25 protein-coding genes are annotated in these 24,989 nt (G+C 70.2%); 10 read left to right on the plus strand and 15 right to left on the minus strand.

The window, feature by feature from the left end:
* Positions 1-27 precede the first annotated feature (27 nt).
* Positions 28-1,365: a gluconate:H+ symporter gene (locus IE153_RS30145; RefSeq protein ID WP_189592937.1), complete on the minus strand. Its 1,338-nt coding sequence runs from the start codon at positions 1,363-1,365 to the stop codon at positions 28-30.
* Between the two features lie 317 nt (positions 1,366-1,682).
* Positions 1,683-2,141 carry a PPOX class F420-dependent oxidoreductase gene (locus tag IE153_RS30150; protein ID WP_189592938.1) on the minus strand — a complete coding sequence of 153 codons (459 nt, stop codon included), beginning with the start codon at positions 2,139-2,141 and terminating at the stop codon, positions 1,683-1,685.
* A gap of 177 nt (positions 2,142-2,318) precedes the next feature.
* On the opposite strand from IE153_RS30150, the gene IE153_RS30155 reads away from it, so the two are divergent.
* On the plus strand, positions 2,319-3,071 hold the full coding sequence (locus IE153_RS30155) for a helix-turn-helix domain-containing protein (RefSeq protein ID WP_435811849.1): 753 nt from the start codon (positions 2,319-2,321) through the stop codon (positions 3,069-3,071).
* A 31-nt stretch (positions 3,072-3,102) separates the two neighbouring features.
* Here IE153_RS30155 and IE153_RS30160 read toward each other — a convergent pair whose 3' ends face one another.
* Complete coding sequence (locus tag IE153_RS30160; RefSeq protein WP_031105025.1) at positions 3,103-4,128, minus strand: ATP-dependent 6-phosphofructokinase; 1,026 nt, start codon at positions 4,126-4,128, stop codon at positions 3,103-3,105.
* A 222-nt stretch (positions 4,129-4,350) separates the two neighbouring features.
* On the opposite strand from IE153_RS30160, the gene pta reads away from it, so the two are divergent.
* The 3 genes from pta to pyk all read left to right on the plus strand — a co-directional run bounded on the left by pta (position 4,351) and on the right by pyk (position 9,166).
* Positions 4,351-6,453, plus strand: coding sequence for a phosphate acetyltransferase (gene pta, locus IE153_RS30165; protein WP_189592939.1), 2,103 nt, complete (start codon positions 4,351-4,353; stop codon positions 6,451-6,453).
* Positions 6,450-7,664: an acetate kinase gene (locus tag IE153_RS30170; protein WP_189592940.1), complete on the plus strand. Its 1,215-nt coding sequence runs from the start codon at positions 6,450-6,452 to the stop codon at positions 7,662-7,664. The genes pta and IE153_RS30170 overlap by 4 nt, the downstream gene beginning before the upstream one ends.
* A 74-nt stretch (positions 7,665-7,738) precedes the next feature.
* On the plus strand, positions 7,739-9,166 hold the full coding sequence (pyk, locus tag IE153_RS30175) for a pyruvate kinase (protein ID WP_189592941.1): 1,428 nt from the start codon (positions 7,739-7,741) through the stop codon (positions 9,164-9,166).
* Between the two features lie 108 nt (positions 9,167-9,274).
* On the opposite strand, the gene IE153_RS30180 is transcribed toward pyk, so the two are convergent.
* From IE153_RS30180 to IE153_RS30195, 4 genes are all read right to left on the minus strand, one after another.
* A complete protein-coding gene (locus IE153_RS30180) occupies positions 9,275-10,642 on the minus strand; it encodes a hypothetical protein (protein ID WP_189592942.1) in 1,368 nt (455 codons plus the stop codon).
* Positions 10,632-11,195 carry a DUF6114 domain-containing protein gene (locus IE153_RS30185; RefSeq protein WP_189592943.1) on the minus strand — a complete coding sequence of 188 codons (564 nt, stop codon included), beginning with the start codon at positions 11,193-11,195 and terminating at the stop codon, positions 10,632-10,634. Before IE153_RS30185 ends, IE153_RS30180 begins: the two co-directional genes overlap by 11 nt.
* Positions 11,196-11,313: 118 nt before the next feature.
* Entirely contained in the window at positions 11,314-11,946 is a 633-nt protein-coding gene (locus tag IE153_RS30190; protein ID WP_189592944.1) for a DUF6230 family protein, read from the minus strand.
* Positions 11,947-12,566: 620 nt separating this feature from the next.
* Positions 12,567-13,544 carry a tetratricopeptide repeat protein gene (locus IE153_RS30195; RefSeq protein ID WP_189592945.1) on the minus strand — a complete coding sequence of 326 codons (978 nt, stop codon included), beginning with the start codon at positions 13,542-13,544 and terminating at the stop codon, positions 12,567-12,569.
* 233 nt (positions 13,545-13,777) lie between these two features.
* Between IE153_RS30195 and IE153_RS30200 the strand changes: the two genes are divergently transcribed.
* Positions 13,778-14,389, plus strand: coding sequence for a TetR/AcrR family transcriptional regulator (locus tag IE153_RS30200; RefSeq protein ID WP_189592946.1), 612 nt, complete (start codon positions 13,778-13,780; stop codon positions 14,387-14,389).
* 54 nt (positions 14,390-14,443) lie between these two features.
* On the opposite strand, the gene icmA is transcribed toward IE153_RS30200, so the two are convergent.
* From icmA to IE153_RS30225, 5 genes are all read right to left on the minus strand, one after another.
* Positions 14,444-16,144, minus strand: coding sequence for a coenzyme B12-dependent isobutyryl-CoA mutase large subunit (gene icmA, locus IE153_RS30205; protein WP_189592947.1), 1,701 nt, complete (start codon positions 16,142-16,144; stop codon positions 14,444-14,446).
* Positions 16,145-16,256: 112 nt separating this feature from the next.
* Complete coding sequence (locus IE153_RS30210) at positions 16,257-16,595, minus strand: DUF3817 domain-containing protein (protein ID WP_053670546.1); 339 nt, start codon at positions 16,593-16,595, stop codon at positions 16,257-16,259.
* A 43-nt stretch (positions 16,596-16,638) separates the two neighbouring features.
* Positions 16,639-17,148, minus strand: a complete 510-nt coding sequence (locus IE153_RS30215) for a MarR family winged helix-turn-helix transcriptional regulator (RefSeq protein WP_097220677.1) — start codon at positions 17,146-17,148, stop codon at positions 16,639-16,641.
* Between the two features lie 97 nt (positions 17,149-17,245).
* A complete protein-coding gene (locus IE153_RS30220) occupies positions 17,246-17,539 on the minus strand; it encodes an MTH1187 family thiamine-binding protein (RefSeq protein WP_030854324.1) in 294 nt (97 codons plus the stop codon).
* The gene (locus IE153_RS30225) at positions 17,536-17,880 is read right to left on the minus strand and encodes a DUF3817 domain-containing protein (RefSeq protein ID WP_189592948.1); all 345 of its coding nucleotides are present in this window, start codon (positions 17,878-17,880) and stop codon (positions 17,536-17,538) included. The genes IE153_RS30220 and IE153_RS30225 overlap by 4 nt, the downstream gene beginning before the upstream one ends.
* A gap of 168 nt (positions 17,881-18,048) precedes the next feature.
* Here IE153_RS30225 and IE153_RS30230 point away from each other — a divergent pair, with 168 nt between their 5' ends.
* The 4 genes from IE153_RS30230 to IE153_RS30245 all read left to right on the plus strand — a co-directional run bounded on the left by IE153_RS30230 (position 18,049) and on the right by IE153_RS30245 (position 20,723).
* Positions 18,049-18,681 (plus strand): AIM24 family protein, encoded by a 633-nt coding sequence (locus tag IE153_RS30230; RefSeq protein ID WP_189593060.1) that lies wholly within the window; start codon positions 18,049-18,051, stop codon positions 18,679-18,681.
* A 1-nt stretch (position 18,682) separates the two neighbouring features.
* Positions 18,683-19,333: an AIM24 family protein gene (locus IE153_RS30235; protein WP_189592949.1), complete on the plus strand. Its 651-nt coding sequence runs from the start codon at positions 18,683-18,685 to the stop codon at positions 19,331-19,333.
* Complete coding sequence (locus IE153_RS30240; RefSeq protein ID WP_189592950.1) at positions 19,330-20,130, plus strand: AIM24 family protein; 801 nt, start codon at positions 19,330-19,332, stop codon at positions 20,128-20,130. The genes IE153_RS30235 and IE153_RS30240 overlap by 4 nt, the downstream gene beginning before the upstream one ends.
* Positions 20,131-20,246: 116 nt before the next feature.
* Entirely contained in the window at positions 20,247-20,723 is a 477-nt protein-coding gene (locus tag IE153_RS30245) for a MarR family winged helix-turn-helix transcriptional regulator (protein WP_097220667.1), read from the plus strand.
* A 12-nt stretch (positions 20,724-20,735) separates the two neighbouring features.
* On the opposite strand, the gene IE153_RS30250 is transcribed toward IE153_RS30245, so the two are convergent.
* Together IE153_RS30250 and IE153_RS30255 are read right to left on the minus strand one after the other, a co-directional pair.
* Entirely contained in the window at positions 20,736-22,145 is a 1,410-nt protein-coding gene (locus IE153_RS30250; protein WP_189592951.1) for a sensor histidine kinase, read from the minus strand.
* The gene (locus IE153_RS30255) at positions 22,142-22,810 is read right to left on the minus strand and encodes a response regulator transcription factor (protein WP_189592952.1); all 669 of its coding nucleotides are present in this window, start codon (positions 22,808-22,810) and stop codon (positions 22,142-22,144) included. The genes IE153_RS30250 and IE153_RS30255 overlap by 4 nt, the downstream gene beginning before the upstream one ends.
* A 116-nt stretch (positions 22,811-22,926) precedes the next feature.
* Here IE153_RS30255 and IE153_RS30260 point away from each other — a divergent pair, with 116 nt between their 5' ends.
* The gene (locus IE153_RS30260; protein ID WP_189592953.1) at positions 22,927-23,583 is read left to right on the plus strand and encodes a PepSY domain-containing protein; all 657 of its coding nucleotides are present in this window, start codon (positions 22,927-22,929) and stop codon (positions 23,581-23,583) included.
* Positions 23,584-23,998: 415 nt separating this feature from the next.
* Here the strand turns inward: IE153_RS30260 and meaB are convergent, their stop codons facing one another.
* Positions 23,999-24,955 (minus strand): methylmalonyl Co-A mutase-associated GTPase MeaB, encoded by a 957-nt coding sequence (meaB, locus tag IE153_RS30265; RefSeq protein WP_030854298.1) that lies wholly within the window; start codon positions 24,953-24,955, stop codon positions 23,999-24,001.
* Between the last annotated feature and the right edge of the window lie 34 nt (positions 24,956-24,989).

Raw genomic sequence — 24,989 nt, forward strand, 5'->3', positions numbered from 1 at the left:
TCGACTGCCTCTTCTCGAAGATCCGGTTCACAGACTCAGCACGTCGAGCACCCACTCGACGACCAGCACCCCGCCCAGTCCGAGCACGGCCAGCACCGTCGTATAGGACGTCCGCACCTTGATCGCCTCGATGACCGACAGGTTGAAGTACTCCTTGAACAGCCAGAACCCGGGGTCGTTCACGTGCGAGAACGCGATGGAGCCGCAGGCGACGGCCAGCACCATCACCTCCGGGTGGACCCCGCTCCCGGCGAGCAGCGGCAGCGCGACACCGGAGGCGGTGACGACCGCCACCGTCGCCGAGCCGAGCGCGATGCGCAGGATGACCGCGGCGAGCCAGGCGAGGACGATCGGCGAGATGGACCAGCCGTCCGTGGCGTCCTTGATGTAGTCGGAGATCCCGCCCTCGACCAGGACGTTCTTGAACGCGCCGCCCGCGCCGATGACCAGCAGGATCATCGCCATCGCCTGGGCCGCCGACGTACAGGACGCTCCCACGTCGCTCAGGCTGCGCCCGATCCGCGGCCCGAACGCCCACACCGCCAGGCACAGCGTCAGCAGCAGCGCGATCGGCGCCGACCCGATGAACGCGACGGCGTGCAGCAGGGGGCTCTCGCCCGACGTGGCCATGTCGGTCACCGCGGCGGCCACGATCAGCACGACGGGGAAGAGCGCCACGAACAGGGACCAGCCGAGGCCGGGCATCTCCTCGTCGGTGAACTCGCGTTCGCTGACCAGGCCCTTGGGTATGGACGGGTCCAGCCGCGCGACGAACGGCAGCCGGGGCCAGGTCAGGGCGATGAGCGCGCCGACGGGCACGGCGATGAACAGGCCGTAGAACAGGGTCAGTCCGACGGAGGCGTGGAAGGTCGCGGCGACGGCGGTGGGGCCGGGGTGCGGCGGGAGGAAGCTGTGCATGGTGGACAGCGCGATGGACATCGGCAGGCCGACCCACAGCAGCTTCGCCCCGGTGACCCTGACCAGCGTGAACGCGATGGGCACGATGATGATGAACGCGACCTCGTAGAACATGGTCACGCCGATCAGCATGGACGTGACCACCATGGCGACCTGGACCCAGCGCGGCCCGAAGGCGTCGAGGAGCTTGCCGGCTATGCGCTGGGCGGCGCCCGAGTCCCCCATCACACGGCCCACCATCGCGCCGAGCCCGATGGTCAGCATGGTGTCGCCGATCTGGTCCCCGATGCCCTCGGAGAGGACGTCCGGGATGGTCGCCACGGGGATGCCCTGCACGAGCGCGACCCCCACCGCAACGAGCAGCAGGGCCGCGAAGCCGTTCAGTCGCAGCCTGGTCATGAGGAGCAGGAGGATCAGGACGCTGATCCCGACGACGAGCAGAGGCAAGGCAGTTCCCCTTTGAACCGATGACCCATCCCTGGACGCCGTCTCTCTATGGAGATGGCGTCCACGTATGAAGATGGAGGCTAAGTGGGTGAACGGATCAGGGTCAATGGGTCGGACGATCACACCTCGACAGGTTCACCGCACCCGGGCGCCGGGTGAGGCCCCGCTCGCCGCACACACCGGAGCCCCGGGTGAGGCCCCGCTAGCCGCACACACCCGAGCCCCGGGTGAGGCCCCGCTAGCCGCACACACCGGAGCGCCCGGCGAGACCTGCTCGCCGGGCGCTCCGTTCCGCCGGTCCCATCTTCCCGAGGGGGTCAGCCGCCCGCCCCCTCCGGCAGAACCCCGGCCCGGAACGGCTCGACCCCCTCCAGCCTCCGCACCCGCGTCGGCTCGATCAGCAGCATCACCCGGCGCTCGCCGGGCAGCAGCCACGGGTACCGGTCCTCACCGAGGTACTTCCGCGCCAGCCGGTCCATCGCCCGCTCCGCGACCTCCCCCTCCACGAACCGCACGACCTTCCCGCGGATCTCGGCGCGGTCGTACGGGTTCGCGGGGTCGTGGTGCGACAGCGAAACGTACGGATTGCGCCGCAGGTTCTCCTCCTTCACCCGCCCCATCGAGGTGTTGACCATGACGTACTCCCCTTCGATGTCCGCCCACATGGGCGACACCTGGGGCGCCCCGTCCACCCCCACCGTCGCGAGATGCCAGAAGTTCGGCGCGAGGAGACGCTCGCGAATATGCCCGTTGAGCTTGCCGTTCACGTGAGTCACTGCCTTTCCGGGCCCGTGATCATCGGACCCGGCGCCATCCTCGCCCCGCCCGTGCCGCCGCCGACAGACGATCTTCAGCCCCGGTCGAACCCGCCGGTAGCCGTAGGTTCGTACAATCCGTGATCCTGGCCGAACAGACCGTAGTCAGCCCACTCCCGCCGCCCTAGCTTGTGGGCCGTGCGCCGACCTTCAGCCCGCCCGAGCCAGCCCCTGCCCCCTCCTCCACCCCGGTCCGCCCCCACGACCCCGCCCTTCAACGCCCCCGCCGCCCGCCGGCTGCGCGCGGGCCTCGGCATGGCCCCCGAGCACGTCGCCCACGGCATGCGCGTCTCGTACGGACACCCCCACGTCACCCCGGACCACGTGATGGCCTGGGAACGCGGGGCAGCCGCCCCGACCAACTCCGAACTCACCGCGCTCGCGGGCGTGCTGTGGTGCTCGCCCGCCGAACTCATCGGCAGACCGCGCACCCTGCGCGAACACCGCATAGCCCGCTGCCTCGCCCCGGAGGACGTGGCCCGTGCCGTGGGGCACGACGTGCTCGCGTATCTGCGCATGGAGGAGACCGACTCCTGGCGCGGCACGGACCGCCAGTCCGCCGCCCTGGCCGATCTGCTCGGGCTCGGCCTGCCCGACTTCGTCACGGTCACGGGCCGCGACGGCAGACTCGGCGATCTGCTGCGCAGCGCCGCCACCACCCGCTGGCAGGCCTACGTCCGCCCCGTGGCCAAACTCGTGCCCCTGGACCGGCGGTTCCTGGAGGACGCCCTGCAGGGCCTGCACGAGGACTACCAGGGGCACATGGCGGCCACCCTGAGCTGGGGCGGCGGCAGCGGTGACGCGGGCGGTGCCGGCCAGGACTTCCTCGACCGGATCGTGGAGCACTTCTGGACGAAGCTCCAGGACGACACCGACCTGGAGGCCGGATAGAAGACCGATCCCTGGAAGCCCCCGGAAGCCCCTAGAAGACCGACTCGGCCTCGTCCATGCGGTCCTTCGGCACCGTCTTCAGCTCGGTCACGGCCTCCGCGAGCGGGACCATCACGATGTCCGTCCCGCGCAGGGCGGTCATCCTGCCGAACTGCTCCTGGTGCGCGGCCTCCACCGCGTGCCAGCCGAACCGCGTGGCGAGCACCCGGTCGTAGGCGGTCGGCACGCCACCGCGCTGGACGTGGCCGAGGATGACCGGCTTGGCCTCCTTGCCGAGGCGCCGCTCCAGCTCGTGGGCGAGGGCGGTGCCGATGCCCTGGAAGCGCTCGTGGCCGAACTTGTCTATGGCGCCCTTGACGTAGTCCATGGAGCCGTCGGCGGGGTGGGCGCCCTCGGCGACGCAGACCACCGCGAACTTCTTGCCGCGGGAGAACCGCTCCTCGACCATCTTCACGAGGTCGGCCGGGTCGAACGGCCGCTCCGGCAGACAGATGCCGTGCGCGCCGGCCGCCATGCCGGACTCCAGGGCGATCCAGCCCGCGTGCCGGCCCATGACCTCCACCACCATCACCCGCTGGTGGGACTCGGCGGTGGTCTTCAGCCGGTCCATCGCCTCGGTGGCGACGCCCACGGCGGTGTCGAAGCCGAAGGTGCGGTCCGTGGAGGAGATGTCGTTGTCGATCGTCTTCGGGACACCCACGACGGGCAGGCCGGCGTCGCTCAGCATGCGCGCGGCCGTCAGCGTGCCCTCGCCGCCGATCGGGATGAGCGCGTCGATGCCGAACTCGTGGATCATGTCGGAGGCGTTCTCGCAGGCCTCGCGCAGCCGGTCACGCTCCAGCCGGGACGACCCGAGGATGGTGCCGCCGCGAGCGAGGATGCCGCTGACGGACTCCAGGTCGAGGCTGCGGTAGCGGCCGTCGAGCAGGCCGGCGTAGCCGTCCTCGAAGCCGATGACCTCGTCGCCGTAGTTGTCGACCGCCCGGTGCACGACCGACCGGATCACGGCGTTCAGGCCGGGGCAGTCGCCGCCTGCGGTGAGAACTCCGATACGCATCGTGCTGTGTCTCCTGCTCGCTGTTGACACCGGTGAGCCACTGCCGATTGTTTCACGCTCCACAGCCCGCCGCGGAACCCCTGATCTGACGGGCGCCTTACCCAGCGGCAGAGGTATTGTCAAGAGGGTTCTGCTCACCTCGGTGGGCGATTTTTGTGCCCCTGACTGGAAAGCAGTGGGTGTGAGGCCTGCCCCCCAATCGAGACGAAACGGAGAGCGCGCGTGACCCGCAGCGTGTACGTGACCGGCATCGACCGCGGCGACGGACGCCAGGTCGTCGAACTGGGGGTCATGGAGCTCCTCACCCGGCAGGTCGACCGGGTCGGTGTGTTCCGTCCCCTGGTCCACGACGGACCCGACCGCCTCTTCGAGCTGCTGCGCGCCCGCTACCGGCTCACCCAGGACCCGGCGACCGTCTACGGCATGGACTACCACGAGGCGTCCGCCCTCCAGGCCGAGGCCGGGACCGACGAGCTGGTGTCCACCCTCGTCGATCGCTTCCACCTGGTCGCGCGGGACTACGACGTCGTCCTGGTCCTCGGCACCGACTACGCCGACACGCAGCTGCCGGACGAGCTGTCGCTCAACGCCCGGCTGGCGAACGAGTTCGGCGCGTCCGTGATCCCGGTCGTCGGCGGCCGCAAGCAGACCGTCGAGGCCGTGCTCGCCGAGACGCGCAACGCCTACCGCGCCTACGACACCCTGGGCTGCGACGTCCTGGCCATGGTCGCCAACCGGGTGGCCCGCGAGGACCGCGACGAGATCGCCGGCCAGCTCGACTCCCGGCTGCCCGTGCCCTGTTACGTCCTGCCCGACGAGCCCGCGCTGTCCGCGCCGACCGTCTCGCAGATCGGCCACGCCCTCGGCGCCAAGGTGGTGCTGGGCGACGACTCCGGGCTCGCCCGGGACGTGCTCGGCTTCGTCTTCGGCGGCGCCATGCTGCCGAACTTCCTGGGCGCCCTGACCCCGGGCTGCCTCGTGGTCACCCCGGGCGACCGCGCCGACCTGGTCGTCGGCTCGCTCGCCGCGCACAGCGCCGGCACCCCGCCGATAGCGGGTGTGCTGCTCACCCTGGACGAGGTGCCCGGCGACCACATCCTCACCCTCGCCGACCGCCTCGCCCCCGGCACCCCGGTGCTGTCGGTGGCCGGCACCAGCTTCCCCACCGCCGAGCAGCTGTTCTCCCTGGAGGGCAAGCTGAACGCGGCCACCCCGCGCAAGGCCGAGCGGGCCCTCGGCCTGTTCGAGCGCTACGCCGACACCGTGGACCTCGCGCGCCGCGTCTCCGCGCCGAGCAGCGACCGCGTCACGCCGATGATGTTCGAGCACAAGCTGCTGGAGCAGGCCCGCTCCGACCTGCGCCGGGTCGTCCTGCCCGAGGGCACCGAGGAACGCGTGCTGCACGCCGCCGAGGTGCTGCTGCGCCGGGGCGTGTGCGAACTGACGCTGCTCGGCCCGGTCGACCTGATCCGCAAGAAGGCCGCCGATCTCGGCGTCGACCTCGGCGAGTCCCAGCTGATCGACCCGGCCGCCTCCGAACTGCGCGACACCTTCGCCGAGAAGTACGCGGACCTGCGCGCCCACCGGGGCGTCACCGTGGAGCTGGCGTACGACGTCGTCTCCGACGTGAACTACTTCGGCACGCTGATGGTCCAGGAGGGCCTCGCCGACGGCATGGTGTCGGGCTCGGTGCACTCCACGGCGGCGACCATCCGCCCGGCGTTCGAGATCATCAAGACCAAGCCGGACGCCGACATCGTCTCGTCCGTCTTCTTCATGTGCCTGGCCGACAAGGTCCTCGTCTACGGCGACTGCGCGGTCAACCCGGACCCGAACGCCGAGCAGCTCGCGGACATCGCCATCCAGTCGGCGACCACGGCCGAGCAGTTCGGCGTGGAGCCGCGGATCGCGATGCTGTCGTACTCCACCGGCACCTCGGGTTCCGGCGCCGACGTCGACAAGGTGCGCGAGGCCACCGAGCTGGTGCGCGCGCGTCGGCCCGACCTGAAGATCGAGGGCCCGATCCAGTACGACGCCGCGGTGGAGCCGTCGGTCGCGGCGACCAAGCTGCCCGGCTCCGAGGTCGCCGGGCAGGCGAGCGTGCTGATCTTCCCCGACCTGAACACCGGCAACAACACCTACAAGGCCGTGCAGCGCTCGGCCGGCGCGATCGCCGTCGGCCCCGTGCTGCAGGGTCTGCGCAAGCCGGTCAACGACCTGTCCCGGGGCGCCCTGGTCTCCGACATCGTGAACACCGTCGCGATCACCGCGATCCAGGCCCAGATGCCCGCCCCGTCCCCGAGCGAGAAGGCGACCGCCCAGTGAGCCCCACCCGTGTCCTCGTCCTCAACTCCGGCTCCTCGTCGGTGAAGTACCAGCTGCTCGACATGCGCGACAGCAGCCGGCTCGCGGTGGGCCTGGTCGAGCGCATCGGCGAGCAGACGTCCCGGCTGAAGCACACCCCGGCCGGCGGCGAGAGCCGGGAGCGCGGCGCTGCGATCGCCGACCACGACGCCGCCCTGAAGGCCGTCGCCGAGGAGCTCGCCAAGGACGGCCTGGGCCTGGACTCGCCCGAACTGGCCGCGATCGGGCACCGGGTGGTGCACGGCGGGAAGTTCTTCACCGAGCCGACCGTCATCGACGACGCCGTGCTCGCCGAGATCGAGCGGCTCATCCCGGTGGCCCCGCTGCACAACCCGGCCAACCTCACCGGCATACGCACCGCCCAGGCGCTGCGGCCGGACCTGCCGCAGGTCGCCGTCTTCGACACGGCGTTCCACACCACCATGCCGGAGTCGGCCGCCCGCTACGCGATCGACGTCAAGACCGCCGACGAGCACCGCATCCGGCGCTACGGCTTCCACGGCACCTCGCACGCGTATGTCTCCCGGGCCACCGCCGAGCTGCTGGGCAAGGACCCGTCCGAGACGAACGTGATCGTGCTGCACCTGGGCAACGGGGCGTCCGCGTCGGCCGTGCGGGGCGGTCGCTGCGTCGACACCTCCATGGGGCTGACGCCTTTGGAGGGGCTCGTGATGGGTACGCGCTCCGGAGACATGGACCCGGCCGTCATCTTCCATTTGATGCGTGTTGGTGGAATGTCCGCCGACGAGATCGACACTCTTCTCAACAAGAAGAGCGGTCTGATCGGTCTGTGCGGTGACAACGACATGAGGGAGATCCGCCGCCGCGTCGACGAGGGCGACGAGCAGGCGGAGCTGGCGTTCGACATCTACATTCACCGGCTGAAGAAGTACATCGGCGCCTATTACGCCGTACTCGGGCGGGTGGACGCGGTGGCCTTCACGGCCGGTGTCGGCGAGAACGCGGCTCCGGTGCGGGCGGCCGCCCTGGCGGGGCTGGAGGAGCTGGGCCTGGCGGTGGACGGCGAGCGCAACGCCGTCCGCGGCGAGGAGGCGCGGTTGATCTCGCCCGAGGGCGCCCGGGTCGCGGTGGCCGTGGTACCTACTGACGAGGAATTGGAGATCGCGACACAGACCTACGCGCTGGTAATTGGTTCGGGGAATCACACCTGAGCGGCATCCCGCCCTTTTGTATTTTCCGCCAGACGGAATATTCCGTTGCGAAACAAACCGATAGGATCGCCCCCATGCGCCGTTCGAAAATCGTCTGTACTCTCGGCCCTGCGGTCGACTCCCACGATCAGCTTGTCGCGTTGATCGAAGCCGGCATGAACGTGGCCCGCTTCAACTTCAGCCACGGCAGCCACGCCGAGCACCAGGGCCGGTACGACCGGGTCCGTGCCGCCGCCAAGGAGACCGGCCGGGCCATCGGTGTCCTCGCCGACCTCCAGGGCCCGAAGATCCGCCTGGAGACCTTCGCCGAGGGTCCCGTGGAGCTGGTGCGCGGTGACGAGTTCACCATCACCACCGAGGACGTCCCGGGCGACAAGACGATCTGCGGGACGACCTACAAGGGTCTGCCCGGCGATGTCACCAAGGGCGACCAGATCCTCATCAACGACGGCAACGTCGAGCTGAAGGTCACCGAGGTCGAGGGCCCCAAGGTCAAGACGATCGTCATCGAGGGCGGCGTCATCTCCGACCACAAGGGCATCAACCTGCCCGGCGCGGCCGTCAACGTGCCCGCCCTGTCCGAGAAGGACATCGAGGACCTCCGCTTCGCCCTCCGGATGGGCTGCGACCTGGTCGCGCTGTCCTTCGTCCGGGACGCCAAGGACGTCCAGGACGTGCACCGCATCATGGACGAGGAGGGCCGCCGCGTCCCCGTCATCGCCAAGGTGGAGAAGCCGCAGGCGGTGCAGAACATGGAGGACGTCGTGATGGCGTTCGACGGTGTGATGGTCGCCCGCGGTGACCTCGCCGTCGAGTACCCGCTCGAGAAGGTCCCCATGGTGCAGAAGCGCCTGATCGAGCTGTGCCGGCGCAACGCCAAGCCGGTGATCGTGGCGACCCAGATGATGGAGTCGATGATCACCAACTCCCGTCCGACCCGCGCCGAGGCCTCCGACGTGGCCAACGCGATCCTGGACGGCGCCGACGCGGTCATGCTGTCCGCCGAGTCGAGCGTGGGCGCGTACCCGATCGAGACCGTGAAGACGATGTCGAAGATCGTCGCCGCGGCCGAGCAGGAGCTGATGTCCAAGGGCCTGCAGCCGCTGGTGCCGGGCAAGAAGCCGCGCACACAGGGCGGTTCGGTGGCCCGGGCCGCGTGCGAGATCGCCGACTTCCTCGGCGGCCGGGGCCTGGTGGCCTTCACGCAGTCCGGCGACACCGCCCGCCGTCTCTCGCGCTACCGCGCGGTGCAGCCGATCATCGCCTTCACCACCGACGAGGGCACCCGCAACCAGATGGCGCTGAGCTGGGGCGTGGAGCCGTACGTGGTGCCGTTCGTGAACAGCACCGACGAGATGGTCGACCTCGTCGAGCAGGAGCTGGTGAAGCTGAACCGCTTCAACGACGGCGACATCGTGGTCATCACCGCCGGTTCGCCCCCCGGCGTGCCCGGCACCACCAACATGGTGCGGGTCCACCACCTGGGCGAGGCCAAGGGCTGATCCGTCAGGGGCCGTGAAGGCCCCTGGACGGCACCGAGGGCCGCCCCCCTGGATTCCAGGGGGGCGGCCCTCGGTGTGTGCGGCTCCCGAACGGGCTCTGAGGGGCGCTCAGCCGGTGACGAAGTTGTGCAGCCCCGGCACGTGCAGGGTCCCGCCGAACTGGCCGGCCTGCTGGACCTTCACGTTGGTGAAGTAGATCAGCGGGATGTTCAGCGGCGGCGGGTGCTCCGGGTCGAACGTGATCGGTATCAGCCCGAGCAGGTTGCCGGAGATGCTCTCCGTGTACATCACGGTGTCGCCGTCGCGGATCGTGGACGTCGAACCCTTGGCCGCCTGCACGTGGTAGGTCTTGCCGGACTGCTTGTCCTGGACGGTCTGGTGCAGGTCGCCGATGTCGGTGCCGCCGGATATGACGTACTTCAGCACCTTCTTGACGGTGCCGTTGGCGGTCCGCACCTCGACGACGCCCTTGTAGTCGGCGCCCTTCAGCGTCAGCGAGCTGGCGTTGAGGAACCACGGGTCGTCCGGCAGCGGCACCTTGTTGTCGACGCCGCCCTCGGCGTCGGTGGCGGCCGGGCAGTCGTCGGCGTCCGTGGTGGCGCTCGGGGAGGGGCTGGGCGAGGCGGTGGCCTCCTTCGCCTTCTCCGCCGCGTCCTCGGCCGCCTTCTCGACGGCCTTGGTGGTGTCCTCGACCGTCTTGCCGGTGTCCTTCACCGTGTCGGACGCCTTGTCGGTGGTGTCCTTGACGGTGTCCTCGACCGTGCCGGTGGCCTTGTCGGCCGTGTCCTCGGTACCGGAGGCGTCCTCGGCCGGCTTCTCGGTGCTCTGCGACGCCGACGCGGACGGGGTCGGGCTGGGACTGGCCCCGTCCTTCCCGCCGTTGAAGATGCCGCCGATCGCGTCGCCGATGTCCTCCAGGATGTTGCCGCCGCTCTCGGACGGCGAGGGGGACGGGGTGGCGGCCGCGTCGTCGCCGCCGGTGGCGGGCGCGCTCGTGGACGGGGTCGGCTTCGGCTCGGCCTTGTCGTCGGAACCTGAATCCGACGAAGAGGAACCGCCGTTGTTCGCCTCCGTGCCACCCGAGGGGGACGGCTTCGGGGCGGTGTCGCCCTGGTCGTCCTTCTCGTCCGTCGCGCCGTCGCTCGCCGAGGGGGACGGCGTGGGCGAGGCGGACGCGTCGTCGTCCTTGGAGTCCTTGTCGGAGTCCTCCAGGGCCGCCACACAGTCCTTGTACTCGTCGGCCGTCAGGCTCTTGGAGGTCGGCGCCGCCGGGGTGTCGCTGTCGGCTATGGCGAGCGTCGACGTGAAGCCCATGCCCATGAGCACGGCCGTCGGCATCGCCGCCATGGCCATCGCCTTGCCGGCCGGCCTGTTGAACCTCGTGAACAGCGGCTTCTTGGGTGCCGCGTGGCGCGGCCCGGTTCTCACACGGGACGCCTCCACATCAGCCCCGTGGGTCACCTCGTCAGCCGGCACTGTGCCTCCCGTTCGCCCCGTTGGCCGGGTTCGTTCCTGACAGATCGTTCGGCTCGTCCACCCCGCCCACGGGCCGCAGCACCGTGGTCTCGTGGTCCGTTGCCTCGGGAGTCCCGCCCGTGCCCGTGCTGGCCATGGCGGCGGACTGTCCCGCGGGACGTGCGCCCGGCGCCCAGGCCACGGCCATCGCCCCGCCCACGAGGGCGAGGAGGAAGCCGATGAGGAAGCCGCCGAGGTTGGACACGGGGATGGACACCAGCGCCAGCAGGATCGCCGCGACTCCCGCGAAGACCCGTACGTGCTTCTGGAACCAGAGGCTGACGCCCAGCACGACGAGCAGCACGCCGATGATCAGGGACCCGGCACCCGCGGTGGTCGCCATCGCCAGCGTCAGGTGACCGATCTGGAGGTTCGCGTACGGGAAGTAGGCGATGGGCAGTCCACTGAGGAGGACGAACAGCCCGGCCCAGAACGGCCGCTCACCCCGCCAGGCGCGGAACTGCTGCCTCCGGACGGTGAACTGGCCGGTGGCGGCAGGAGTCTCGGCGCTCATGGAAAAACAGCTCCCTGGTACAGCGTTGCTGTGGTGGTGATGTGGGCCCCGCGTGAAGGCGCGGCCGGAAGGTGGACGGGCGGGGGCGCCACCGGCTCCCCCGCCCGTCATCGAGTGCTTAGTAGCACTCCTTGACACCCGTCGACAGCGACATCTTCAGGCCGCTGAGCTTGAAGGTTCCGGCGGTGGTCGCCCACGCCGTCTGCTTCACGTCGGTCAGGGTCGCCTTGTCCGCCTGCTGGGCGAAGCCGTACGGGTTGGACGTCTCGCCCTTCCGCATGGCCGGACCCTTGGTGGCGTCCTTGGCCGCCACACCGATGTCGATGTTCTCGAACGTCGCATCGGCGCTGAGGTCGGCGACGTCGATGTAGAGGTTCTGGGCCTCCACCGGCTTCGCACCCTGACCCGCACGCAGGATCAGGCTGACGTTCCCGAGCACCGGAATGTTCGGGGTGACGACCGACTGGCACAGGTTCTTGATCGTCGCCTGCTTGAACGACGAGACGGCGACCGGGTGGACGGCCTTCTTGCCGTCCATCGTGTATCCCTCATCGAGGGCGCCGTACTGCGAGAAGCCCGTGCCGACGAGCTGGTCGGTCGTGACCTTGAACGACTGCCCGGAGACACTGAACGACGCGGCGAGAGCGCCCTGCGCGAGGGCGACACCTATCGCAGCCGTGGCGGCGACGCTGGGCACCATGACCACAGCGAACCGCTTCCATCTGGTCCCGCCACGCACCTGGGACTCCATATTTCCTCCTTCTCGGACGTACATCTCCTGTCCTGGCTCGCCCCGATTGGCGCTCAGCCGGGCAGGGATGGGAGAAGTGCTACGTCCTCGGGAAGGAGAGCGCCTGCACTCGGCGGCGCAACTGCGCCCGAATCACCGGCGATCACCCCCGAGCGACAACCACTGGTCGCGCCTGACACGCATCACGCACAACCCTGCTGGACAGGCTTCGCCGGAAGGGCGAAGACCCCCCTGTCCAAGAGCCGGCGCCACTGCCGCCGGCTCTGCTCGGTGGGGACCCAGATTGCCCCGTGACCCAACCGGCTGCCGGGGTACGGGAATGGACCGAGCGTGGCCGATCGTGGTGCATTCTCGCCGCCCGCACAAGGGGGTTCGTTACTCGCTAGTAACGGCCGGATAACCGAACAACGACCCATCGGTCTCGGTCGGCCACACAGGGTGGTGCCGGGGGGCGGTACAAAGCTGTTGATCGATGGACAGAATCCGACAGATCAACGCCCATGACTTACTCGCAGTAACAGCGGCCGCGATTACCAAGTTTTGGTAAAGCGCGGCCGCAGTGACCCTCCGTGGGCAAACTTTTCACGCGGGCACCACAAGCCCGCGCGTTTAACGACTGGTCAGAACAGGGCGCGCGCCAGGGCCCTGCGTGCCGCGATCACGCGGGGATCGTCGGGCCCGACGACCTCGAACAGCTCCACCAGCCGCATCCGCAGGGTGTCCCGGTCGTCACCCACCGTGCGCTGCACGGTCTCGATGAGCCGACCGAAGGCGTCCTCCACATGGCCGCCCACCAGATCCAGGTCGGCGGCGGCGATCTGTGCCTGTACGTCGGCCGGTTTGTCGGCCGCGTCCCGGCGCACCTGCTGCGGGTCGACGCCCTGCACCCGCTGGAGCAACTCGGCCTGCGCGAGACCCAGTTTGGCCTCCTCGTTGCCCGGGTCCTCGTTCAGCACGTTCTTGTACGCCTGGACGGCACCGGACAGGTCGCCCGAGTCCAGCGCCTGCACGGCGGCCTCGAGGAGCCCGTCGTGCGGACCGGTCGGCTGCGCGGGAGCCGCCGCCGGGGCGCCGCCCGGCACGGCCTCGGGGTCGACGGTGAGACCGGTCAGACCGAAGCGCTGCTCGCCGACCTGCACCAGCTGGTCGAGGGTCTGGCGGATCTGCGCCTCGCCCGCCGCCCCCTGGAAGAGCGGCAGCGCCTGCCCCGCGACGACCGCGAACACCGCGGGGATTCCCTGGATGCCGAACTGCTGCATCAGCATCTGGTTGGCGTCGACGTCGACCTTGGCGAGCAGGAAACGGCCGTTGTACTCGACGGCCAGCCGCTCCAGGACCGGGCTGAGCTGCTTGCAGGGCTCACACCACTCGGCCCAGAAGTCGATGACGACGGGTACTTCGGCGGAACGCTGCAGGACGTCCCTCTCGAACCCCGCCTCGTCGACGTCGATGACGAGATCGGCCGGGGAGATCGCCCCCGTCCCGCCCTCCCGGGCTGCTTGCGCGCGCGCCTGCTCCGCCTTCGCCTTGGCCTCCTGGGCCGCCTTCACCGCGGCGAGGTCGACGACTCCGCTCATGGACATGTTCCGTGGCTGCATGCGCCTATCCTCCCCCGTCCTGCGCGCGCGTGTGAAAAACGGTGTGAAAGCCGGGCCGGTCCGTGCCCTTCGGCGCCGGGTCCCCACCCCACGCCGGGTGTGCGAGGCCCGTGTACGTCCATCACGGGCTTTCGCTACGAGTCGTAGCGTAATGCCACGCCGGGGTGCCGGGACACCACCCCCCGGTGATCTCCCTCACGGCCACACAGGAACCGCCGGTTTATGGTCGTGAGATGCAGAGCCGCAGCCCAGCCAGCCGCACCGGGCGTCCGCGCAGCGCGACGGCGGACGCCGCGATCCTGGCCGCGACGCGTGAGGCTCTCGTGGAACTGGGCTGGTCCAAGCTCACCCTGGGAGACGTCGCGACGCGGGCCGGGGTTGCGAAAACCACGCTCTACCGCCGCTGGGCGGGAAAGAACGAACTGGTCGTCGACGCCGTCGCGGAACTCTTCGACGCGCTGGAACTCCCCGACCGCGGCTCCCTGGCCGCCGACATCGAGGGTGTGGTCCTGCAGTTCGCCACGATCCTGGCTCTGCCGGAGGCGAAGAGCGGCCTGATGGCGGTGGTGGCGGAAGCCACCCGCGACGACGCCCTGCGGGAGCGCATCAGGGCATCGGTCGTCGACCGCCAGAAGCGCCTGGTCCTGGAGGGCCGCGCGCGGGCCCAGGCCCGGGGTGAACTCCCCCCGGAGCCGGACCCCGCCTCGTCCGCCCGCACGGTGGACCTGATCTTCGACATGGTGGCGGGTGCGGTGGTCCACCGCACCCTGGTGAGCGCGGAACCGGCGGACGAGGAATGGGTCCGCGGCTTCACCAGGGTGCTGCTGCACGGGTTGGGCGACTAGCGCCGGCCGGACGGGCTGGGCGACCAGCGCCCGCCGGGTGGACGGGCGCGCGGGTCAGAACCCGGCGGGCTCGGTGTAGACCCCCCACTCGTCCCGCAGCACTCCGCAGATCTCGCCGAGCGTCGCCTCCGCCCGTACCGCGTCCAGCATCGGCTCGATCATGTTGGCGCCGCTGCGGGCGGCGGCCAGCATGGCGTCGAGCGCGGTGCGCACCGCGGCGTCGTCACGGGCCGCCTTGCGCCCGCCCAGCGTCCGGACCTGCTCGCGCTCCACCTCGTGGCTGACCCGCAGGATCTCCAGGTCCCCGGTGACCGATCCGTCGTGACAGTTCACGCCGACGACCCGCTTGTCGCCCTTCTCGAGGGCCCGCTGGTACCGGAACGCCGACTCGGCGATCTCCCCGGTGAACCAGCCGTCCTCGATCCCGCGCAGGATCCCGGAGGTGATCGGGCCGATGGGGTGCTGCCCGTCGGGGTGCGCCCGCAGCCCGCGCTCCTTGATCTGCTCGAAGATCTTCTCCGCGTCCGCCTCGATCCGGTCGGTCAGTTGCTCGATGTACCAGGAGCCGCCCAGCGGGTCGGCCACGTTGGCGACGCCGGTCTCCTCCATCAGCACCTGCTGGGTGCGCAGCGCGATCTCCGCCGCCTGCTCGCTCGGCAGGGCGAGGGTCTCGTCGAGGGCGTTGGTGTGCAGCGAGTTCGTCCCGCCGAGTACGGCCGCCAGCGCCTCCACGGCCGTCCGTACGACGTTGTTGTACGGCTGCTGCGCGGTGAGGGAGACCCCCGCGGTCTGCGTGTGGAAGCGGAGCCACTGGGCCTTCTCGGACTTCGCGCCGTAGACGTCGCGCATCCAGCGGGCCCAGATGCGCCGGGCCGCGCGGAATTTGGCGATCTCCTCGAAGAAGTCGACGTGCGCGTCGAAGAAGAAGGACAGGCCGGGGGCGAAGACGTCCACGTCCAGCCCGCGCGACAGGCCCAGCTCGACGTACCCGAAGCCGTCCGCCAGCGTGTACGCCAGCTCCTGCGCGGCCGTCGCCCCGGCCTCGCGGATGTGGTAGCCGGAGACGGACAGCGGCTTGTACGCGGGGATGCCGGCCGCGCAGTGCTCCATGAGGTCGCCGATGAGCCGCAGGTGCGGCTCGGGCTGGAAGAGCCACTCCTTCTGGGCGATGTACTCCTTGAAGATGTCCGTCTGGAGCGTGCCGTTGAGGACGGACGGGTCGACGCCCTGCCGTTCGGCGGCGACCAGGTACATGCAGAAGACGGGGACGGCCGGGCCGCTGATGGTCATCGACGTCGTGACGTCGCCCAGCGGGATGTCCTTGAACAGGACCTCCATGTCGGCCGCGGAGTCGATGGCGACGCCGCAGTGCCCGACCTCGCCGAGCGAGCGCGGGTCGTCGGAGTCGCGGCCCATGAGCGTCGGCATGTCGAAGGCGACGGAGAGCCCGCCTCCGCCGTTGCGGAGGATCATCTTGTAGCGCTCGTTGGTCTGCTCGGCGTTGCCGAACCCGGCGAACTGCCGGATGGTCCACGTCCGCCCTCGGTAGCCGGTCGCGTACAGGCCGCGGGTGAAGGGGTACTCCCCGGGCCAGCCGATCCGGTCGAACCCGTCGTAGGTGTCACCGGGCCGGGGCCCGTACACCGGCTCCACGGGGTCGCCGGAGAGCGTGGTGAAGTCGGCCTCGCGCTTGCGTGCGGCGTCGTACCGGGCCTGCCAGCGGCGGCGGCCCTCCTCGATGGCGTCAGCGTCCATACCTTCGAATTTACTTGGACGTCCTAGTAAATGTCGATGGCTGACGGGAGTGACCTGGCGAACGGGTGAGAACGACCGCCGCACGCACGCGTGCGGCGGCCCCGGAACGCACCTAGGCCTTGACGGGCGCGGGCGCGTCCTCGGCGAGCTTGCCCTCCAGCTCGTGGCTGATCCTGCGCTCCACGAAGAACGCGGCCGTGGGGATCGTGCCGGCCAGCAGCACCCACAGCTGCTTCTTGACCGGCCACTTCGCCTTGGAGCCGAGATCGAAGGCGAAAATCAGGTACACGACGTACAACCAGCCGTGCGCGATGCTGACCACCTGCGTGAAGTCAGCCGCGCCGCCCAGATCGAGGACGTACTTGCCGATCATGCCGAGGGTCAGCGCGACGAGCAGCACACCGGTGACGTAGGCCATGACCCGGTAGCGGGTCAGCACGCTCTTCTTCATGCCGTCGAGCGTAACGACCCGTTCCGGGGGATCTTGCCCCGGGTCACTCCTCCTCGAAGTCACCCGCCGAGACACGCAGCGGCCGCAGCATCGCGAAGATCTCCGCGCACTCCTCGGCGTCGTACGTCCCGAGCCCGAAGTCCATCGCCATCAGATCGCGGGTGGCCGACTCGACGACCTCGCGGCCCTTGTCGGTGATGCTGGCGAGGGTGCCGCGGCCGTCGTTCGGATTGGGCCGCTTGGCGACCAGACCCGACCTCACCAGCCGGTCCACGGTGTTCGTCACGGACGTGGGGTGCACCATGAGCCGCTCACCGATCTTGGACATCGGCAGCTCGCCGGACTTGGAGAAGGTGAGCAGCACCAGCGCCTCGTAGCGCGCGAACGTCAGCCCGTACGGCCTGACCACCGCGTCGACCTCGCCCAGCAGGATCTGCTGGGCGCGCATGATCGAGGTGATCGCGGCCATGGACGGCACGTTTCCCCAGCGCTGCTTCCAGCGTTCGTCGGCGCGCGCGATCGGATCGAAGGAGAGACTGAGCGGCTTCGGCACGAACCCGACCTTACCGGCCGGTCACATGGCGGTCAGCCTTGTCTCGCCCTTCGGGCGGGACACCACGGGGACGCTGCGACGGGGCCGCTCTCGTCATCTACTCGGCGAGGTGCCGCTCCACCGTCTCCACCTTGGACGTGAGGCCGTCCGTCACGCCGGGGCGAATGTCCGCCTTGAGGACGAGGGAGACCCGGGGGGCCCGGCGCTCGACCGCGGCGACCGCGCGCCGGACGACGTCCATGACCTCGTCCCACTCTCCCTCGACGGACGTGAACATCGCGTCCGTTCGGTTCGGCAGCCCCGACTCGCGCACCACCCGCACGGCGTCGGCGACGTACTCCCCCACGTCCTCACCGACCCCGAGGGGCGTCACGGAAAAGGCGACGATCACGCGCCCACCACGCCTTCCTTACGGGCGCGGGACGCGATGACCGCGTCCTCGGCCTCACGCCGCAGCATGCGCTCGGCGAAGAACCCGCCGGCCGGCAGCACCGAGAGGACGAAGTACAGCGCGGCAGTCTTCAGCGACCACTTCGCCCGGTTCCACGCGTCGGCCCAGAAGATGACGTACAAGACGAACAGCACCCCATGCACCATGCCCATCACCGGCACGGCGTTGAAGTCCGTGGTCCGCTTCAGCACCGAGCAGACCAGCAGGAGGAGGAAGGAGATCGCCTCGGGGGCCGAGACCAGGCGGAGGCGGCGGATGGCGGTGGCGGTCTTGAGGTCCACGGGTCACCTTCGGTGGGAGAGAAACAGTTTGTGAACACGCGCACAAGCGTCCCGCCCATTGTGGCAAACCGACTCGGCACCCGGCCCCTAGGGGTGCGGTCAGGGACGTTCTCCACCCACGGGCCCTGTCCCAGGGGCCCGGCCTGCGGCTACCTTCCAGTCGTGGCGATGTTCCGACTTCAGAGCAGCAAGGTGCTCGCCGTCGACATGACCGGGGATGCCGTGAAGGCGAAGAACGGCTCGATGGTCGCGTACGACGGGGAGATGGCCTTCAAGAAGCTCAGCGGCGGCGGCGAGGGCATCCGGGGCATGGTGACCCGGCGGCTGACCGGTGAGCAGATGACGTTGATGGAGGTGAAGGGGCGCGGGACCTGCTGGTTCGCGGACCGCGCCTCCGAGATCAACCTGGTCAGCATCCAGGGCGACAAGCTGTACGTCGAGTCGAGCAACCTGCTCGCGACCGACGGCGGGCTGCGCACGGGCACGGAGTTCACGGGCCTGCGCGGCGCCTCGCAGGGCAACGGGCTGTTCACGACGTCCGTCGAGGGCCACGGCCAGGCGGCGATCATGTCGGACGGCCCGGCGGTGGTGCTGCGGGTGAGCGCGCAGTACCCGCTGACCGTCGACCCGGGGGCGTACGTGGCGCACCAGGGGAATCTGCGGCAGTCGTTCCAGTCCGGTGTGACGTTCCGCACACTGCTCGGTGAGGGCGGCGGCGAGGCCTTCCAGATGCGGTTCGAAGGGGACGGGCTGGTGTACGTGCAGCCGAGCGAGCGGAACACGATCGCGGGAGACGTGTGAGATGGCCTTCCGGGAGATCAACGGGAAGATGGTCGAGGCGACGGTCGCGCCGGGGCAGCGGCTGTTCAGTCAGCGCGGCGCGATGCTCGCGTACAAGGGCGAGGTGTCGTTCACGCCCAACATGGCGGGCGGCCAGGGCGGGATCATGTCGATGATCGGCCGCCGGGTGGCGAACGAGGACACGCCCCTGATGTCCGTCGAGGGCAGCGGCACGGTCCTCTTCGGGCACGGCGGGCACCACATCCAGGTGATCCGGCTCTCCGGCGACACGCTGTACGTGGAGGCGGACCGCCTCCTGGCCTTCGAGGGCACGCTCCAGCAGGGCACGATGTTCCTGGGTGCGCAGGGCGGCGTCATGGGCATGGTGCGGGGCCAGGTCAGCGGCCAGGGGCTGTTCACGACGACGCTGCAGGGCCACGGGGCCGTCGCGGTCATGGCGCACGGCGGCGTCATCGAGATCCCGATCAGCCCGCAGCGGCCGGTCCATGTGGACCCGCAGGCCTACGTCGCCCACCACGGTGACGTCCGCAACAAGCTGTCCACGGCGCTCGGCTGGCGGGACATGGTGGGCCGCGGCTCGGGCGAGGCCTTCCAGCTGGAGCTCAGCGGAAGCGGTGTGGTGTACGTCCAGGCGTCGGAGGAGAAGCTGTGAGCACCTACGGAACCCCGGGCGCCGGCCCCGTGGTCCTCGACCCGGCGACGCTGCCGGCGGACGACAACGTCAACGCGTACACCTTCTGCGTGGAGCTCAAGGGGAGCCAGTGGTTCCTGCAGAAGGGGAAGATGATCGCCTACTACGGGTCGATCGACTTCAACGGCGTCGGACACGGCCGGCTGGACCGTCTCGTCCGCACGTCGTTCCATTCGCCACTGCACGCGAGCGACTGGGTCGTGGCGGAGGGCTCGGGCAGGATGCTCCTCGCCGACCGGGCCTTCGACGTCAATTCGTACGACCTCGAGGACGGCAACCTGACCATTCGCTCCGGCAACCTGCTTGCTTTTCAGCCAACTCTGTCACTGAAGCAATCAATCGTGCCGGGTTTTCTGACCCTCATCGGAACCGGAAAGTTCGTGGCCGCGTCGAACGGACCGGTGGTGTTCATGGAACCCCCGATCAGGGTCGACCCCCAGGCCCTGGTCGGCTGGGCCGACTGCCCCTCTCCGTGCCACCACTACGACCACGGTTACATGACCGGCGTCATGGGCGGTCTACGTGCACTGACGGGCCTGGGCGGGGCCTCCGGCGAGGAGCACCAGTTCGAGTTCGTGGGTGCCGGGACGGTGCTGCTCCAGTCGTCCGAGACCCTGATGGCCGAGCAGGCCACGGGGACCGTTCCGCACCAGGCCGGCGTGCCCGGCGGCGGGACGCACAGCCCACAGACGGGGCAGTCCGGGGTACCGCGCCTTCCCGGACAGCTGGGGGACCTCCAGCGTCGCTTCGGGCTGTGAGCGGTAGTCTGCGGAGTGTGACATCGAACGTCTGCGCACTGGTGTTCGCCAGGCGTGCGCGGTCACACGCCACCCCTCACTAGTTCGCCTTTCAACATTTTAGGTAGACTTCATTCATGGAGACCGAGACGGCCACCCGCTGGCTGACCGATGCGGAGCAGTGCGCTTGGCGCACCCACCTGGAGGTCAACAGGCTGTTGACGTACCAGCTCGAGAAGGACCTGCAGCCGTTCGGCCTGACAATGAACGACTACGAGATCCTGGTGAATCTCTCCGAGTCCGAGGGCCAGAGGATGCGGATGAGCGACCTCGCTTCCGCCACCCTCCAGTCCAAGAGCCGCCTCTCGCACCAGATCACGCGCATGGAGAACGGGAACCTGGTCCGGCGGGAGAACTGCGAGTCGGACCGCCGGGGGCTCTACGCGGTCCTGACCGACCACGGGATGACGACGATGCAGAAGGTCGCGCCCCACCATGTGGCGTCCGTGCGCAGGCACTTCATCGACCTGCTGTCCCCCGAGGCCCTGACCGAGCTCGACAAGGCCCTCAAGCCCATCGCGGAGCACCTGCGCGGCCAGCGCGGGCGCCCCTGACCGCAGCCCCCGCTAGACGAGCGGCAGGCGGAGTTCGAACAGGGCTCCGCCTGCGGGCCCCCGTCCGGCCGTGAGCGTGCCGCCGTGCCGGACGGCCACGTCGCGGGCGATGGCGAGCCCCAACCCGGCTCCGCCGTCGTCGCGGCTGCGGGCCGCGTCCAGCCGGACGAACCGTTCGAAGATCCGCTCCCGGTCGTCCTCGGGCACCCCGTCACCGTCGTCGGCCACCCCGATCACGGCCCGGTCGCCCTCGCGCCGCACGTTCACGGTCACGGCCGACCGGGCGTGCCGCTGGGCGTTGTCGAGCAGATTGGCGAGCACCCTCCCCAACTGCCCCCGCGACCCGGCCACCTCCACCGGCTCCGCGTCCACGGTCACACCCGTCCGCCCCTCGACCGCCTCCCGGGCCAGCCGGGCGAGGTCCACCTTTGCGTCGTTGGGCCGCTCCCCCGCGTCCAGCCGGGCGAGCAGCAGCAGGTCGGCGGCCAGCCGCTGAAGCCGGACGGTGTCCTCCACGGCCCCGTCCAGATCCAGCAGCTCGGGATGCGCGGCGGCCACCTCCAACTGCGTCCGCAGCGAGGCGATGGGGCTGCGCAGCTCATGGGAGGCGTCGGCGACGAACCGCCGCTGCCGCTCCACGGACGTCTCCAGCGCCGCGAGCGTCTCGTTGGTGGTGCTGGCGAGCCGGGCGATCTCGTCGTGCGTGTCCGGCTCCGGAACGCGCCGCGCGAGGTCCTCGGACTGGGTGATCGCGGCCATCTCGCGCCGGATCCCCTCCACGGGCCGCAGGGCCCGCCGGGTGACCAGCCAGGTCACGGCCGCGACGACACCGAGCAGCAGCGGGAACCCGATCAGCATCACCGTCAGCGCGGACCGTACGGCCCCGTGTTCGGCGGCCAGCGGGGAACCGGCGTAGACCTTGAGGTGCCCCCGGTCGTGGGTCTCCACCTCGACGGCGGCGAACCGGTAGTCCTCCGCGTCCCCGTCGATGGTGGCCGACCCGTTGCTGAAGACGCTCTCCCCCGAGATCTCACCGGCTTCGAGGGGCTCGCCCGCGTCGTCGGAGTCGTCATCGTCATCCCCGGTGGGCTTCACCGCCGGCCGCGGCTTCACCTGCCCGCTGTCGGTGCCGCTGATCTTCTCCAGATCCTCACTGGCCGCGACCAGCCGCCCGTGCTCGTCCAGGACCTGGACGGGCCCGTCGTCGCCGTCCAGCCCCGAGAGCTTGTCGTACGGCGTCCCGGCGGCGAGCTCGGAGGCGACCGCCCGCGCGGAGCGCTCCGCCTGCGTACCGGCCTCGCCGATCAGGTTGGACCGCAGGGACAGCAGCACGGCGGCCCCGGCGGCGACGAGCGCCACCGCGACGACCAGCGTCGCCCCCAGCGTGGCCCGCGCCCGGACGGACCCGAACAGCCGCCTCACGGCGACGTCTCCAGCCGGTAGCCGGCCCCGCGCACGGTCCGGATCAGCCCCGCCCGCAGCTTCCGCCGCAGCGTGCTGACGTACACCTCGACGATGTTCGGATCGCCCTCGTACGCGAAGTCCCAGACGTGCTCCAGGATCTCGGACTTGGACACCACCTCGCCGGCCCGCAGCACGAGCTGCTCCAGCACGGAGAACTCCTTGGTGGTGAGGGTGATCTCGTTCTCGCCCAGGAAGACCCGCCGGGCCGCGGTGTCCACCTTCAGATCCCCGTGCACATGCACGGGCGAGGCCCCCGCGCCCTGCCCGCGCCGCCGCAGCAGCGCCTTGACCCGGGCGACGAGCACGACGTACGAGAACGGCTTGGTCAGATAGTCGTCCGCACCGGTGTCGAGCCCCTCGGCCTCGTCGTACTCGCCGTCCTTGGCGGTCAGCATCAGGATCGGCACGTCGTGCCCGGCGGCGCGCAGGGCCGCGCAGACCCGGTAGCCGTTGAGGCCGGGCAGCATGATGTCGAGGATGACCAGGTCGTACGTGCCCTCCGAGGCCTGGTACAGCCCCTCCCGTCCGTCGTGGACGACGTCCACGGCGTATCCCTCGGCCGTCAGGCCCCTGGCGAGCGACAGGGCCAGCCGCTTCTCGTCCTCCACGATCAACAGGCGCATGGGTAAAGAGTGGCAAAGGGAACCTGAAGATCCCTTCAGGGGGCTTCAGGTTCCTCTCAGCCTCCGTCAGCCAGAGTCGAAGACGTCGAAAACAAAACGACTCGGGAGGAATCCGCATGAAGCGCAACATCGTGATCGCCGCTGTGACCGCCGCCGCTCTGATCGGAGGCGGGACGGCCACGGCCCTCGCGACCACGGGAGACGACCAGGGCTCGGCGCGGCAGGCGGCCACCACTCAGCTGTCGAACGACGACGTCCGGGACGACCGGGACGACGACGGCGACCGGGACGACGCCGAGAAGGCGGTGTCGGCGGACGTGACGGCGTCCGAGGCGATCGCCTCCGCGCTGAAGCACACGTCGGGCACGGTGGTCTCCGCCGAGCTGGACGACGAGGACGACAGCGGCAAGGTCGTCTGGACGGTCGACGTCCTGTCGGGCGACAACACCTGGCACAGCGTGAGCGTCGACCCGGCGAACGGCAAGGTCCTCGGCTCGCACACCGACGACGAGGACGACACGGCGCAGGTGCGGGCGGCGCTGAAGGGCTCGTCGGTGACGGCCGAGGAGGCGGCGAAGGCTGCCGCCGGCAAGGGCGTGGTGACGTCCGTGGACCTCGACGACGACGGCAAGAACAAGTCCTGGGAGGCCGAGACGCGCAAGTCCGGCGGCGCCGAGCAGGACTGGAAGATCGACCTCACCTCGGGCAAGGTCACGGCGGACCGCGCCGACGCGCAGGACGACGACGCGGACGACGCTGACGACCAGGACTGATCAGCAGCTGCCCCTCTTCACGGCCCCGGCGTCCCCACACGGACGCCGGGGCCGGGTGGGTCCGCGACCCGGCGTCTTCGGGGTGCCGCTGCGTTGGTGCCGAGGCCGGGTGGGCCGGGTGGGTCCCCGGTGTCCCAAGGTGCCGCTGCGTTGGTGCTGGGGGCGGGTGGGGCCGCAGCCCGGCGGAGCGGGGTGCCGCTACGCGCTCCCGCACCCGCGTACGGCGAGAAGGGGTCGTGTCGGGGGGTGTCCGCCCGCAGCGGTTGGCGCGTCAACGGACAGTCAGTCGGTAAAAAGGTCCATCGCGCCGTTCCGAGGACGGACACCCCCCGGCGCGGCCCCGACCCACACCCCACGCGAAGGCGAGACGAACGCGCACCCCCACCCACCGCCAGGCGAAAAGGCCGAAGCCGTCTCAGCCCTCCGTCAACCCGGCCACCAGCTCGTCAGCCGCCCGGTAGGGGTCCAGTTCGCCCGCGATGATCCGCTCCGCCAGCGCCCCGAGGCGCCGGTCCCCGTGCAGGTCCCCGATCCGCTCCCGCAGCGCCGTCACCGCGATCGTCTCGACCTCCCGCGACGCCCGGGAGAGCCGCCGCTCCGCGAGCACACCCCGCTCCTCCATCCAGGCCCGGTGCTTCTCCAGCGCCTCGACGACCTCGTCGACGCCCTCGCCCCGCGCGGCGACCGTCTTCACGATCGGCGGACGCCAGTCGCCCGGCCCCCGGGACTCCCCCAGCCCCAGCATGTGGTTCAGCTCGCGAGCCGTCGCGTCCGCCCCGTCCCGGTCCGCCTTGTTCACGACGTACACGTCGCCGATCTCCAGGATTCCGGCCTTGGCCGCCTGGATCCCGTCCCCCATCCCCGGCGCGAGCAGCACGACGGACGTGTCCGCCTGGGAGGCGATCTCCACCTCCGACTGCCCCACCCCCACCGTCTCGACCAGGATCACGTCGCAGCCGGCGGCGTCCAGCACCCGGATCGCCTGCGGAGCCGACCAGGCCAGCCCGCCCAGATGCCCGCGCGTGGCCATCGACCTGATGTACACACCCGGGTCGGACGCGTGCTCCGACATCCGCACCCGGTCCCCGAGCAGCGCACCGCCCGAGAACGGGGACGACGGGTCGACGGCGAGCACGCCGACCCGCTTGTCCTGCTTGCGGTACGCGGAGACCAGCGCCGAGGTCGACGTCGACTTGCCGACCCCGGGCGACCCGGTCAGTCCCACCACGTACGCCCCGCCCGTCAGCGGCGCCAGCGCCGCCATGACCTCCCGCAGCTGCGGGGACGCCCCCTCCACCAGGGAGATCAGCCGGGCCACGGCCCGCGGCCGGCCTTCCCTGGCCTGGGCCACCAGGGTGGAGACGTCCTGCATCACAGCTCACAGCTCCGTTCAGATAAGGGACGTA

Origin of the sequence: Streptomyces massasporeus (genome assembly GCF_014648995.1) — a bacterium.
GTDB classification, from domain to species: domain Bacteria; phylum Actinomycetota; class Actinomycetes; order Streptomycetales; family Streptomycetaceae; genus Streptomyces; species Streptomyces massasporeus.